The sequence below is a fragment of the Streptomyces klenkii genome, from assembly GCF_003626645.1.
Lineage (GTDB): Bacteria > Actinomycetota > Actinomycetes > Streptomycetales > Streptomycetaceae > Streptomyces > Streptomyces klenkii.
The window spans coordinates 101,299-115,726 of the sequence record NZ_RBAM01000005.1 but is presented as its reverse complement, the minus strand read 5'-3'; the positions used below and the strand labels follow the sequence as shown (position 1 = coordinate 115,726).

Sequence of the window (14,428 nt, the reverse complement as noted above, 5' to 3'; positions counted from 1 at the left end):
GCTCACCAGCCCGTTGCGGTGTAGACCACGGCGCCGGCCGATTCCTCGCCCCAGGCGAGCTCGCGCAGCAGGCACAGCGCCCCCTCCTCGGGGTCGATGAGTCCGACGCCGCGCCGCGCGTACTCCCGGGCAAGCTCGGGGGTCACCATGCCCGCGTGCTCCCCGTCCGGCGCCCAGGGCCCCCAGTGCACCGTCAGCGTGCGGGACGCGGACTTCTCCGCCCACCGGCTGCCGAGGGACTGCAGAGCGTCGTTGGCGGCCGCGTAGTCCGCCTGGCCGCGGTTGCCGAGAACGGCCGCGACGCTGCCGAAGAACACGACGAACCGGGAAGTCCGCGGCAGTTCGTCCAGCGCCGCCAGCAGGGTGCGCGCGCCCTCGACCTTGGTGTCGTAGACCCGGCGGAAGGACTCCGGGTCCTTCTCGGCCAGGACCCGGTCCTCGATGATCCCGGCCGCGTACACCACGCCGTCCAGCCGGCCGTGTTCGGCGTGGACGTCGGCCACCAGGCGTCGCACCGCCTCGGGGTCCCGGACGTCCACGGTGTGGTAGCGCACCGGACTGCCCAGATCCCGCAGGGTGCCGAGGGTGCGGCGGACCTCCCGGCGGGCGAGGATCTCCGAGACGGCCCGCTCGATGCCGGCCGGGGAGCGTTCCCCCCGGCCGGCCAGGACGGCCCGCAGCGCGGCCCGGTCCGGCGCCTGCCGGGTGGCTGCGTCTTCGAGGTCCTCGGGGGCGTTGTCCGGCAGAGCGGTCCGGCCGGCCAGTTCGATCCGGCAGCGGGAGGCCGCCGCCAGCGTCGCGGCGACCCGGGCGGAGATGCCCCGGGCCCCGCCGATCAGCAGCACCACCGAGTCCCGGTGCAGGCCGATGGCAGCTGCCTCGGCCGTACCGTCCCCGGCCGGGCCCGCGCCGCGGTCGCCCAGGGCGCCGAGGCCGGCGGCCACGGTTTCGAGGCCGGACCGGACGCCGTCCGGCGACCGCAGCACCACCGGGGCCGGCTCCTCGGACGTCAGCTCGCCCACCAGCGCGGCCGCCATCTCGGCGGCCGTCAGCTGCGGGGCCAGCTCGACGAACCGGGCGAGGGTGTCCGGGTACTCCCGCGCGACGGTCCGGAACATGCCGCGCAGCCCGTCCGCCCGTCCGCCGGTCCCGGCGGGGGCGTTCGCGTCGGCGGCGGGCGCGGCCGCGAGCAGCCAGCGCGGCCCGCACCGCAGCGCGGCCTGGAACACCGGGAAGGCCCCGGGCAGCAGCGGCTCGCCGCCGTCCTGCGACAGCGTCTCCAGGTGGAACACCCCGTCCAGCGGGCCGTCCGCGTCCGTGAGCACGTGGTCCGGCGGCAGGGTGACCGCCTCCGCGCCGCGGGCGCCCAGCAGGGCGGCCAGCGCGTCCGGCACCGGTCCGGCACCGCCCAGCAGGGCGAACCGTGTTCCCTCCAGCACCGCGAAGTCCCCGTCGGGGGAGGGGAGGCGGACGCTGCGCAGCACCAGCCTGCCGGGCGCCTCGCCGGTGACGGCCGGACCAGGGTCTTCCGCAGGGGCGGGGGTCTGCTGCGCGGGAGCCGTTCCCCCGCCGGGCAGCCGCTCCTCCAGCAGTTCGGCGATGCCGGACGCCGTACGGGCCTTCGAGACCGCTTCCAGCTCCGCGTCGTCGAGCCGGGGCAGCTCGGTCCCGCCGGTGCCGAAGCCCAGCCGTGCGGCCAGCTCGCCGACGATCTCGACCCGCTTGATCGAGTCGATGCTCAGGTCGGCCTCCAGGTCGAGACCGGGCTCGATCATGTCGAGGGGATAGCCGGTGCGTTCGCTGATGATGTCCAGGACGGTCGCCAGCACGTCCGCCGGTGCCTCGGGTGCCGTGGGTGCCGCCGCCGGGGACATCACGGGAGCGGCAACGGGAGCGGGCTCCGGCACGGCCGGCCGGAGCGCAGCCGGTACCGGCGTGGCCGGTATCGCCGCCGGCGCGACCGGCGGCACACCCGCCGCCCCGCCGAGATACGTCAGCAGTACGTCGCGCTGCGCCGCGACCAGCTCCCTGCTGGTGAGCAGGAATTCATGGACCATCCGGTCACGGTCGTCCGCCGTGCCGCCGTCCTGGGCCCGGATCACTGTCATCTTCTCCATCGGTATGCGTCGGGCGGGTGCGAGCGAGCCGGGCAGCAGGCCGCCGTCCCGGGTGCGTGTCAGCTGCCCGTTGACGATCCAGCCGGGTGCCGCGGGGCAGGTCCCGGGGACGGCTTCGACGCTGTCGCGCCCGCGGTGCGTCCAGCCGGTGCGGACGGGGACGCCGGCGACGGCGAGCCGGGCGAGCAGGCTCAGGAAGCCGCGCAGCCCGGGGTCTTCGGGCCCCTCGCACGCCGCCGCGGTGTGCGGACGGTCGCCGAGGATCCGGCCCACCAGGCCCGTCAGCACGGAACCCGGCCCGGCCTCCACGAAGACCCGGACGCCGGCCTCGTACATCCGCTCGATCTGCTGCACGAAGCGCACGGGGGAACCGATCTGGGCCGCCAGCTCGGACCGTATGCCGTCCGGTTGCTCGGGGTAGGCGGCAGCCGTCCGGTTCGCCCACACCGGTATCTCCGGCGCGGCCACCGGCCGGGCGGCGAGAACCTCGGCGAACCGTTCGCCGGCCGGGGCCACCAGGGGACTGTGGAAGGCGCACGCCACCGGCACGGTCTTGGCGCCCAGGCCCCGCTCACGCAGCCGGCGCACCGCCGCCCCGACCTCCTCGACGGGACCGGAAATCACGGTCTGCCGCGGTGCGTTGTGGTTCGCGACCACCACCCGGGCGGCCGGCCCGGCCGCCCGCAGTTCCTCGGCGACGTCCCGGTGCCCGGCCGCCACGGCGGCCATGGTCCCCGGCTCCGCGCCGGCGGCGGCCAGGATCGCCTCCGCGCGCGCCGCGCTCAGCTCCAGCAGCGTCTCCGAATCGAACACCCCAGCCGCGCACAGCGCGACCAGTTCGCCGTAGCTGTGCCCGGCCACCGTCGCGGGCCGGACGCCGGCCCGGCCCAGCAGCTCGGACACGGCCAGCCCCATGATGCCCAGCGCGGGCTGGGCGGTCCTGGTGTCGGTGACCCGGGCGCGCCGCGCCTCCTCGGCGCCGGTGTCGAAGGCGGTCGGCGGGAAGATGACGTCCGCCCACTCGCGGCCGGTCCGCAGATACCGCTGGACCTCCGGGAAGGCGATGAACAGCTCGGCGAGCATGTCCGGCCGCTGACTGCCCTGGCCGGGAAAGAGGAACGCCACCTCGCCGCCCGGCCCGTCCGATCCGTCCGATCCGTCCGGCTCCGCGACGAAGATCCCCGCCCGGGGATCGTGCTCTCCCTCCCGGGCCCGTCCCAGCAGCCCGGGCAGCTCGTCCAGGTCACGGGCCACGACCGCCGTCCAGGCCGGCTTCCCGGACGCGTCGGCGCGCCGGGCGGCGCTCAGCGCCAGGTCGCGCAGCCGCCAGGAACGGCCCTGCCGGTCGTTCTCCGCGACCAGCTCCAGCAGCCGGCCGATCTCCCGGGCGGTCTCCGCCCGGTCGGCGCCGTGGAAGACGAACAGCTCCGCCGGCCAGGCGTCGAGCCCGTGCCGGGGCGGAGGCCCCGCCTCGTGCCCGCGCAGCACCACGTGGAAGTTGGTGCCGCCGAAGCCGAACGCGCTGACCCCGGCGATCCGTTCACCGGGCGCGGCCGCCCACGGGCGTGCCACGGTGTGGAAGGCGAACGGGCTGCTCCCGGCCTCCCAGGCCTCATTGGGCCGGGTCAGCTGCGCCGTGGGCGGCCTGACCCCGGTGTGCAGGGCCAGGGCCGTCTTGATCAGGCCGGCCAGCCCGGCCGCGCACTTGGTGTGCCCGATCTGGGACTTCACCGAGCCGAGCGCGCATCCGCCCGGCGCCGCCCCGGCCTCGGTGAACACCTCGGTGAGTGTGGTGAGTTCGGTGCGGTCGCCGACCACCGTCCCGGTGCCGTGCGCCTCCAGCAGGCCCACCTCGGCCGGCGAGATCCCGGCGCGGCGGTAGGCCCGCTCCAGCGCCGCCCGCTGACCCTCCGGGCGGGGTGCCGCCAGCCCCAGGGACCTGCCGTCGCTCGAACTGCCGACGCCCTTGACGACCGCGTAGACGCGGTCGCCGTCCCGCTCCGCGTCCGCCAGCCGCTTGAGGACGACGCAGGCGACGCCCTCGCCGAGCGCGATACCGTCCGCCGCGCTGTCGAAGGTGCGGGAGCGACCGGTCGGCGACAGCGCGTGCACCGAGGAGAACAGCAGATAGTCGTTGATCCCGTTGTGCAGGTCCGCGCCTCCGCACAGGACGAGGTCGCTGGTGCCGGCGGACAGTTCCTTGCACGCTACGTCCACCGCGGCCAGCGAGGAGGCGCAGGCCGCGTCCACGGTGAAGTTCGCGCCGCCGAAGTCGAGCCGGTTGGCGATCCGCCCGGCGATGACGTTGGCCAGCATGCCCGGGAACGAGTCCTCGGTCAGCCGCGGGAGTTGCTCGTCCAGCCCGGGCGGCAGTTCCCCCACGTAGGCGGGGAGCACCGTGCGCACGGTGGTGGCGTTCGACAGGTCGCTGCCCGCCTCGGCCCCGAACACGACCGAGGCCCTGGAGCGGTCGAAGGGGCGCTCCTCGTAGCCGGCGTCGCGCAGCGCCCGCCGCGCAGCCTCCAGCGCGAGCAACTGCACCGGCTCGATGCTGCCGAGCGAGGACGGCGGGATGCCGTAGCGCAGCGGGTCGAAGGGAATGTCCGGCAGGAATCCGCCCCACTTCGACGCCGTGCGGGCGCCGTCCGCACCGGGCGCGTAGTGCAGCTCCGGGTCCCAGCGCTCCGGCGGCACCTCGCCGACCGCGTCGGTGCCCGCAACCACGTTCGCCCAGTAGGCGGCCAGGTCCGGCGCGCCGGGGAACATGCAGGCCATGCCGACCACGGCGATGTCGAGCGGGTCCGCGACGCGCTCCGGGGCGTCCTGGCGGAACCCCTCGCGCAGCCGCCGGGCACGCGCGGCGAAGAAGCCGGCGGCCTCCGCACTGACGGCGGTGTGCAGTTCGGGGACGGTGGTGACCGCGGACCGCAGCACGGCCACCTGGCCGGCCATGAACATGCCCTCGGCCAGCTGCCGGGGCTCGTCCACCTCCGTGAGCGACTCACCGGTCCGCTCCACGCCCTTGCTGGCGATCCTCAGCCGCCCGACGTTGAGCTGTTCCAGCCGCTCCCAAGCCCGCCGCTCCGGGACGCCCCGCTCCCGCAGCTCCTCCTTGGCGCCGCGGAATTCGTCCGTGAACGGGCTGCTCACGCAGCGCGTGGCATGCCCGGGCGCGGTCTCCAGCAATTCGGTCCGCCGTGCCGCCAGGACCTGCCGCTGGAACGACGGCCGCACGGCACCCCGGTCCACCGCCTCCTCGGTGAACAGGTACGCGGTGCCCATGAGCAGTCCGACGGCCACTCCGCGGGCGGTCAGCGGCGCGGCGAGCGCGGCCACCATCGCGGCCGACCGCTTGTCGTGCACGCCGCCGGCGAAGAACACCCGCAGCTCCGCGGGGTCCGCGCCCACGGCCGTGTCCAGGAACTCCTCCAGCACATCGGCCTGCGCCTCCCACAGCGCGAAGCTGCTCCGCGGTCCGACATGGCCGCCGCACTCCGAGCCCTCGAAGACGAACTTGCGCGCGCCCGCGTCCAGGAACTGCCGGAGCAGCCCGGGCGAGGGCACATGCAGGAAGGCGTCGACGCCCGCCGCCTCCAGCTCGGCCGCCTGCGCGGGCCGGCCGCCCGCGATGACGGCGCAGGAGGGCCGGATCTCCCGGACGAGCTCCAGCTGCGCCGTCTTGATCTGCACCGGTGCGAAGCCGAGGATGCCCACGCCCCAGGGGCGTCCGCCCAGTTCGTCGCGGGTCTGCTCCAGCAGGGTCCGGGTCTCCGCCGGCCCGGCGAGGGCCAGCGCGAGGAACGGCAGCCCGCCGTGGCCGGCGACGGCGGCGGCGAACCCGGCCCGGTCGCTGACCCTGGTCATGGGCCCTTGGGCGACGGGCAGCGCAGTGCCCAGCGCGCGGCTCATCGGGGAGCCGCGGAGCAGCGCGTCCGCGGCGGCGTCGTCGCGCACGGCCTCCCGGATGGCGGCAGTGACACCACGGACGGCCGTGCCCACATCGCTCCAGCGCCGCGCGAACGAGGAAGCCAGGAAGCCGTCCTGGCCCACGGGGAGCAGCCGGGCCCGGAGATCGTCCGCGCCCAGCAGCCGGGCGACTTCGCCGGGCTCGTCCGGCAGGGGCGGCGCGTCCGGTCCACGGCGGCGCAGCACCCGGTGGCCGGCGGCCACTACGGTCTCCGAGCCGTCCATGGCCCGGACGGCGGCTGCCACCTCCTCCGGGACGCCGGATTCGTCGAGCAGCGCCAGCTGGGTGTCCAGGACGACCCCTGCCGCACCGCCGACGACGGCGGCCGCGGCGGTGCGCGGCCCGATGCCTCCGCAGGCCCAGACCGGCAGGCCGAGCTCCGGGTCCGCCATCAGCTGCTGAAGGAGGACGAAGGTGCTCAGCTCGCCGACCCGTCCGCCGGCCTCGTTCCCCCGGGCGACGAGGCCGTGCGCCCCGGCGCGCGCGGCCGCGAGGGCCTCCTCGTAGCAGGTGACCTCGACCAGGACGCGGTGCCGGCCGGCAGCGAGGTCGCCCGGGGCCAACCCGGCGTCCGCGGCGAGCAATACGGTGTGCACGTCCCCGCCGGCCGCCAGGTCGTCCGGCCCGAGTGCGCATCCCGCCCCGACGCGCACTCCGAAGGGGCCCGGCACCCATTGCCGCACCAGTTGGAGGGCCGCGCGGGCCGCGCGGCGCCGGCCCCTTCCGAGATCGAGCACGCCCAGACCGCCGGCCCGGCAGACCGCCGCTACCAGACGTGGATCGGGTTCGCCGAACGGGCTGACGCCCAGGATTGTTTCTGTGGACACGGGCACTCCGGGAGGCAAGAGGGTCGTTCGGAAACACCGGGAACGCGCGGGGGCCTCGGGCGCCCGAGGCCGGAGGAATGCCGCCGCGATCGGTGCCGGTGAGGTGGGACGGGACAAGAAGCGCGCGACCTCGAAGGCCGTCGGAAACGCGGCCCGACTTTCCCGGTGGGCCTGGCTGGATCATTGCACGGCGGGATGGGAAAGGAATACCTGCTCAGTATTGTTCCGCGAATGGTGTGCATCACATTAATGGTCGGGCTGATACCGGTTGCGGGCTTCCCGCAAGGGAATTGCGGGAAGCCCGCAGCGGGTGCGGAATTACCGCAAAGAATAGTCCGTACCAATTGGGGTGACGGGTTCAACTCCACTGGAAACATTGCCTGTTGGCGACTCGCGGGATCGGAGCTGAATTCCGTGCGGAAACTTTCCCTCGCCTCAGGGTTGCCATTCTCAATCCGTGTGCGAGTATTCCTGCTACCCGGCCCGGAGAGGGCTGGATGGAGAATGGAGTCCGGTGAAATCATTGACGCTGAGAACCGCTGCCGGGGTCGTCGCCTCCCTGGCGGTGTCGGCCGCGTTGGTGCCGATATCCCCCGCGGAGGCCGCGGCCCGGCCCGGGGACATGGACAGGGCGACGGCCGATTCCTTCGGCCGTATCGCGGGTGTCGTGCTCACCGACCGTACGGCGGCGATCGTCGACGGGAAGGCGCAGGGGCACACCACCCCGCCGCCCGCGAAGAAGGTGCACCTCTCCTCCGCGATGGCGCGTTCGGAGAAGTCCGTCGTGGCCTTGCTGCACCAGCGCAAGGAGAAGCTCAAGGCCCTGGGCGAGGCGTACTCCGCCGGCGACACCCGGGTCGCGGTGGACCGGACCAGTGTCGACGGCAAGAAGGCCACGATGCGGGTGACCGAGACCACGCGGCTGACCTACCGGAAGATCCGCGGTGACGAGCCGGAGGACACCGGCTTCCAGGCCCACCACGAGCTGAGCTTCGCCGCCGCCGGGAACGGGGCGTGGGAGCTGACCGGCATCAGGGCTCTGGACGAGATGCCGCAGATCAACGCACCCGCACCGGCGGCGCCCGAGGCGAAGGCCGCCGTGGCGGGCGCGGGCGACACGCCGAACGCACCCGAGGCGAGCGTCTGGCCCTTCCCCCAGCGGCTGCCGAAGGACACGACGACCGGCCTCAACTACAAGGCGATGGCTGAATACGCCGAGAAGTACTGGAAGAACTACAACCCGGACTACCGGGCGTATCCGCTGGGCACCGGCGGCGACTGTACGAACTTCGTCAGCCAGGCGCTGAAGGCGGGCGGCTGGAAGCACGCTCCTGGCAAGGCCGGTGACTACACGAAGTGGTGGTACGGGTCCGACACCCAGTCGGATTCCTGGACCGGCGTCAACGAGTGGTCCTGGTTCGCGCAGAACTCGAAGCGGGTGAAGCCGCTGAAGTACGCCTACCAGATGGAGGTCGGAGACGTCCTCCAGGCGGACTTCGACCGCGACGGGTCCAAGGACCACACCATGCTGGTGACTTACCGCGACAGTCTTGGCACTCCTTATCTGACGTACCACTCCTTCGACACCTACCGGCGGTCGATGCTGAGCCTTTCGGTGATGCTGCCGCTCACCAAGTGGTACGCCTACCGGACCTGATGCGTATAGCGCGCGGTGCGGTGGTCCTGGTGACCGGGACCGGCAGTCGCGCGCCGTCAAGTAACTCCCCACCCCCACCCTGTGAGGCACTCCCATGTCCCCGCGCAAGAGATCCGTCCCCGCCCTCGCCTGCGCCGCCTCGGCGCTTGCCCTGGCCATTACGGCAGTCGCCGCCTCCGCCTCCGCGTCCGCCGCCCCGGCCGTCGCGAAGACCGGAGTGGCCGGCAAGACCGTCACCAGCGGCTGGAACGACTGGTCCTGCAAGCCGTCCGCCGCCCACCCCGACCCCGTCGTCCTCCTCCACGGCACCTGGGCCAACCAGCTGGACACCTGGTTCGTCCTGGCTCCGGAACTGGCCGCCAAGGGCTACTGCGTCTACTCCCTCGACTACGGCAAGCTGCCCTACATGCCGGGGCTCAACGGCCAGGGGCCGCTGGTCAAGTCGGCCGGAGAGGTGTCCGCCTTCGTGGACAAGGTCCTGCGGTCCACGGGCACGAAGAAGGTGGACATCGTCGGCCACTCCCAGGGCGGCGGCCCCCTGCCCCGCTACTACATGGAGTTCATGAACGGCGCCTCCAAGGTCGACAAGCTCATCGGCCTGGCCCCGGACAACCACGGCGCGACCGCCTCCGGGCTGGGCACCCTCGCGCGCAAGGTTCCCGGCGTGAGCAAGGCACTGTCCCTCTCCCTCCCCGGCCTGGAGGACCAGATCGTCGGCTCCGCGTTCATGAAGAAGCTGAACTCCAAGCCCGACACCGTGCCGGGGGTGAAATACACGGTCATCTCGACCAAGTACGACGAGATCGCCACGCCCTACAAGTCGCAGCAGCTCTCGGGCCCGAACGTGCGGAACGTCGTGGTCCAGGACCTGTGCAAGCTCGACGTCTCCGAGCACATCGCGCTGGGCCTGGTCGACCGCATCGCCTTCCACGAGGTGAAGAACGCCCTCGACCCGGCGCACGCGACCCCCACCACCTGCAAGTCCGCCATCAGCTGAGCCGTCGGCCGGCACGAAATCGGTTCCTTCACTCCCCACGTGCGAGGTAGCTCCATGTCCGTACGCAGAAGAACGCTCCGCGTCCTCGCCGGTGCCGTCTCGGCGCTGGCCCTGGCTCTGTCCTTCGGCTCCGCCTCCGCGTCCGCGGCCGACGCGAAGACCGGACCGGCCGGGAAGACTGTCACCAGCGGCTGGAACGACTGGTCCTGCAAGCCTTCCGCCGCCCACCCCGACCCCGTCGTCCTGGTGCACGGCACCTTCGCCAACTCCTGGGACAACTGGCTCGTGCTGGCCCCGTACCTGGTCAAGCGCGGCTACTGCGTCTACTCGCTCGACTACGGGCAGAAGCCCGGGGTACCGCTCTTCAACGGCCTCGGACCGATCGAGAAGTCGGCCGGGCAGCTGTCCGCGTTCGTGGACAAGGTCCGGCAGTCGACCGGTGCCGGGAAGGTGGATCTGGTCGGCCACTCCCAGGGCGGCGGCCCCCTGCCCCGCTACTACCTCAACTTCCTGGACGGTGCCGGCAAGGTCGGCAAACTCGTGGGCATCGCCCCCGACAACCACGGCACCACCGTCTCGGGGATGTCCCGCCTCGTGGACACCGTCCCCGGCGCGCGCAAGGTCTTCTCCCTCACCCTGCCCGGGGTGGAGGACCAGCTGGTGGGTTCGGAGTTCATGAAGAAGCTGAACTCGAAGCCCGACACCGTGCCGGGAGTGACGTATACGGTCATCTCGACCAAGTACGACGAGATCGCCACGCCCTACAAGTCGCAGCAGCTCTCGGGCCCGGACGTCCGTAACGTCGTGGTCCAGGACCTGTGCAAGTGGGACATCTCCGAGCACGCCGCGGTCGGCACGATCGACACGATCGCCTTCCACGAGGTGGCCAACGCGCTCGACCCGGCGCACGCGACCCCCACCACCTGCAAGTCCGCCGTCAGCTGACCCACCCCCCATACCGGCCCGGCCGCCGTTTCCCCCACGGCGGCCGGGCCCCTGCCGCGACCGGCAGGTGAACGCCGCCTTGCTCGACGTCGTCCGGTGGCTCAAACGCTACGTTGCCCGGGAGGTCTTCCACTTGATCAGGCCCGCACAGCCATGCCCCCGCTGTGGGGGCAGCCGTGATACGTGAGAGGGTCTGGCGGGTGAGTGAGACACCGGCGAACACCCTCCAATACCGCTCCGACGGGCCAGAAGACGCTCCCGTCCTGGTCGTGGGCCCTGCGCTGGGCACCACATGGCACATGTGGGACCGCCAGATCCCCGAGCTGACCCGGCACTGGCGGGTCGTCCGCTTCGACCTGCCCGGACACGGCGGCGCCCCCGCCGCGCCCGCCGCCTCCGTCGACGACCTCGGTGACCGCCTCGTCGCCACCCTCGACTCGCTCGGCGTCGACCGCTTCGGCTACGCCGGCTGCTCCCTCAGCGCCGCCGTCGGCATCGACATCGCGCTGCGCCACCCGCACCGGCTCGCCTCCCTCGCCCTCGTCGCCGCCTCCGCCCGCTACGGCACGCCCGAATCCTGGCGGCTGCGCGGCGAAACCGTCCGCCGGGAGGGGCTCGACCCGGTCGCCCGCTCCGCGCCCGAGCGCTGGTTCACCGCGAACTTCTCCGGCGCCCAGCCGGCCATCGTGGACTGGGCCGTCCAGATGGTCGGCACCACCGACACCTACGCGTACGTCGCCGCGTGCGACGCCCTCGCCGCGTTCGACGTGCGTGCCGAGCTGACCCGGATCAGCGTCCCGACGCTCGTCATCGTCGGCGCCGAGGACGCCACGACGCCGCCCGCGGACGCGCGCGTCCTCGTCGCGGGCATCCACGACGCGAAGCTGGCCGTCGTCCCCGGTGCGTCCCACCTGACCCCGGTCGAACAGCCGGCAGCGGTGACGGACCTCCTGGTCCGCCACTTCACGACGGCCTGGCAGCTGTCGACGCAGCAGGGCCTGTCGGTGCTCCCCGGGGCCTCCGGCCAGGGCGGCCCGGCCGCGTCGGGTGCGTCCTCTGCCGGTGCGGACGGCCCGACGGGCCCGGGCGCCGTCGGCGCGGGGCCCGGCCTGCCCGACGCGGGGCCCGCCGGTGCGGGCTTCGGGGCTGACGGGCCCGGCACGGCCGGCTCCGGAGCGACGTCCTCCGGTGCCGCTGCCGGGGCGGGCGGCGTCACGCACCCGGCCGCCGCCGGTCCGGCCCGGGGCGGCTTCGGCGCGCCCGGCGCGGGCTTCGGGGCGCCGGGATCCGGCATGCCGGGACCGGATTTCGGTACCCCGTCGGCAGGCACCGGCGGGCCGGTCTCCGGACCGGCGCCGGGCGCCGGCTCCGCCACGGCACCCGGCCCGGCCGGCACCCCGGCCCCGGGCTCTGACGGCGCGGGCTCCGGCCCCGGCGCCGGCTTCGGCACCCCGGGCGCGCCGTCCGGCGGCGGCTTCGGGGCCCCGGGATCCGGCTCTGCCGGGACGGCCGGCTCCGCGGCCACCGGCCGTACCGGCGAGGGCTTCGGCGCCTTCGCGCCGGGCTCCGGCCCGGCCGGCGTGCCCGGCCCCGCGGGCCCGCAGCCGTTCGGGAGCCCGGGCTACGGTCCCGGCACGCCCGGTGCGGCCGGCCCCGCGGGCCCGGGCACGGACCCCTCGGGCTCGGCCGTTCCGGGTGCCGGCATACCCGGGCCGGGCAGCTCCGGTGGTGCCGCCTTCGGAGCCGCGCGCGGCGGTGCCCCCGGCGCGGGCGGCTCGGACACCGTGCGGATCACTCCCGGCACAGGAACCCCGGACAGCGCGCGGACCCCCTCCGGCCCCGGGGTGCCGGACACGGTGCGGATCACCCCCGGGCCGCCGCCCGGCTCCGGCCCCGGAGCACACGGCTTCGGAGGCGCCGGGCTGCCGGCGGCGGAACCGGCCGCGGCAGAGCCCGGCGCAGCCGGGTCGTTCGGCGGCTTCGGGCCGCCGCCCGCGGACCTGCACGCCGAGCCCGACGCCCTCGCCCGTGGCAAGCGCACCCGGCGCGACGTTCTCGGCGACGAGGGCGCGGAGCGGGCCGAAGCGGACCGGGACGCGTTCACCGCCGACTTCCACGACCTCGTGACCCGCTCCGCGTGGGGTGAGACCTGGACCCGCCCCGGCCTGGACCACCGCACCCGGGCGCTGCTCACCCTCACCGCCCTCACGGCCCGCGGCCATTACGACGACATCGCCCCGTACACCCGCGCGGCCCTCCGCAGCGGCGCCGGCCCGGAGGAGATCAAGGAGACGCTGCTGCACGCGGCGGTCTACTGCGGCCTGCCCGCCGCGGGCGCCGCGTTCGCCGTCGCGCAGCGTGTCATCGCCGAGGAGGCGGGCCCGAAGGCGTAGCAGTATGGGCCCATGGAGCTCAATCTGAAGCTGACGAAGAAGAGCCACGCGTGCGTCCGCCTGGAGAAGGACGGCCGCACGCTCGCCATCGACCCCGGCGCCTTCAGCGAGGAGGACGCGGCCGTCGGCGCCGACGCGATCCTCGTGACCCACGAGCACCCGGACCACTTCTCGGAGGACCGCCTGCGGGCGGCCCTCGACGCGAACCCGGCTGCCGAGCTGTGGACGCTGCGCAGCGTCGCCGAGCAGATCGCCCCGGCCTTCCCGGGCCGGGTGCACACCGTGGGGGAGGGGGACGCGTTCACGGCGGCGGGTTTCGACGTACAGGTGCACGGGCAGCTGCACGCGGTGATCCACCCGGACATCCCGCGGATCACGAACGTGGGCTATCTCGTGGACGGTTCGGTCTTCCATCCGGGCGACGCGCTGACGCTGCCGGGCGTGCCGGTGGACACCCTGCTGCTGCCGGTCATGGCGCCCTGGAGCAAGATCTCGGAGGTCATCGACTACGTGCGGGAGCTCGCGCCGCGCCTGGCGATCGACGTCCACGACGCGCTGCTCGCCGACCTCGCGCACCCGGTCTACGACCGGATGCTGACGCCGGCCCGGGTCGGCGCGGAGCACACCCGGCTGGTGCCCGGGGAGGCCGTCACCCTCTGAACGCCGGCATTGTCGTACCCGGCCGTTAGGGTTGCTGCATGCGCATCGCCACCTGGAACGTGAACTCGATCACCGCCCGCCTCCCGCGGCTGCTGGCCTGGCTGGAGAGCAGCGGCACGGACGTGCTCTGCATACAGGAGACGAAGTGCGCCGACGACGCCTTCCCGTACGCGGAGCTGCGCGAGCTGGGCTACGAGGCCGCGGTGAACGCCACCGGCCGGTGGAACGGCGTGGCCGTGATCTCCCGGGTGGGCCTGGAGGACGTGGTGAGCGGCCTGCCGGGCGGGCCGGACTACGACGGCGGGCAGGAGCCCCGCGCGATCTCGGCGACGTGCGGGGGCGTCCGCGTCTGGTCGGTCTACGTGCCCAACGGCCGCGAGGTCGGCCACGACCACTACGCGTACAAGCTCCGCTGGCTGGAGGCCCTGCGGGACGCCGTCGCGGCGGACGCGGAGGGCGAGCGCCCCTTCGCGGTCCTCGGTGACTACAACATCGCGCCGACCGACGACGACGTCTACGACCCGGCCGTCTTCGAGGGCGCGACGCACGTCACCCCGGCCGAGCGGGCGGCGCTCGGCGCCCTGCGCGACCTCGGCCTGTCCGACGTCGTGCCGCGCCCGCTGAAGTACGACCACCCGTACACGTACTGGGACTACCGCCAGCTGTGCTTCCCCAAGAACCGGGGCATGCGCATCGACCTCGTCTACGGCAACACCCCCTTCGTGAAGGCCAAGCAGGACGCGTACGTCGACCGTGAGGAGCGCAAGGGCAAGGGCGCCTCGGACCACGCCCCGGTCGTCGTCGACCTGGAGGTGTGAGACCGGGGCGCCCCGGAAATGAAGGGCGCCCCGGAGGCGGCGGGCGG

At 73.9% G+C, this 14,428-nt stretch carries 7 protein-coding genes and 1 pseudogene; 7 read left to right on the top strand and 1 reads right to left on the bottom strand.

The window, feature by feature from the left end; translation table 11 throughout:
* Positions 1-2 precede the first annotated feature (2 nt).
* On the bottom strand, positions 3-6,911 hold the full coding sequence (locus tag D7231_RS13715; RefSeq protein ID WP_241999700.1) for a type I polyketide synthase: 6,909 nt from the start codon (positions 6,909-6,911) through the stop codon (positions 3-5).
* Between the two features lie 514 nt (positions 6,912-7,425).
* Between D7231_RS13715 and D7231_RS13710 the strand changes: the two genes are divergently transcribed.
* The 7 genes and pseudogenes from D7231_RS13710 to D7231_RS13680 all read left to right on the top strand — a co-directional run bounded on the left by D7231_RS13710 (position 7,426) and on the right by D7231_RS13680 (position 14,381).
* Positions 7,426-8,568, top strand: coding sequence for an amidase domain-containing protein (locus D7231_RS13710; RefSeq protein ID WP_338419855.1), 1,143 nt, complete (start codon positions 7,426-7,428; stop codon positions 8,566-8,568).
* A gap of 94 nt (positions 8,569-8,662) precedes the next feature.
* The gene (locus D7231_RS13705; RefSeq protein WP_120755699.1) at positions 8,663-9,565 is read left to right on the top strand and encodes an esterase/lipase family protein; all 903 of its coding nucleotides are present in this window, start codon (positions 8,663-8,665) and stop codon (positions 9,563-9,565) included.
* Positions 9,566-9,619: 54 nt separating this feature from the next.
* Positions 9,620-10,510 (top strand): esterase/lipase family protein, encoded by an 891-nt coding sequence (locus D7231_RS13700; RefSeq protein WP_120755698.1) that lies wholly within the window; start codon positions 9,620-9,622, stop codon positions 10,508-10,510.
* Between the two features lie 200 nt (positions 10,511-10,710).
* A pseudogene (locus tag D7231_RS13695) lies at positions 10,711-11,494 on the top strand (alpha/beta fold hydrolase); the annotation flags it as partial.
* Between the two features lie 308 nt (positions 11,495-11,802).
* Positions 11,803-12,903 carry a carboxymuconolactone decarboxylase family protein gene (locus D7231_RS38475; RefSeq protein ID WP_199739367.1) on the top strand — a complete coding sequence of 367 codons (1,101 nt, stop codon included), beginning with the start codon at positions 11,803-11,805 and terminating at the stop codon, positions 12,901-12,903.
* Positions 12,904-12,927: 24 nt separating this feature from the next.
* Positions 12,928-13,563: an MBL fold metallo-hydrolase gene (locus D7231_RS13685; RefSeq protein ID WP_120756018.1), complete on the top strand. Its 636-nt coding sequence runs from the start codon at positions 12,928-12,930 to the stop codon at positions 13,561-13,563.
* Between the two features lie 38 nt (positions 13,564-13,601).
* Positions 13,602-14,381 carry an exodeoxyribonuclease III gene (locus D7231_RS13680; RefSeq protein ID WP_120755697.1) on the top strand — a complete coding sequence of 260 codons (780 nt, stop codon included), beginning with the start codon at positions 13,602-13,604 and terminating at the stop codon, positions 14,379-14,381.
* Positions 14,382-14,428: the final 47 nt, after the last annotated feature.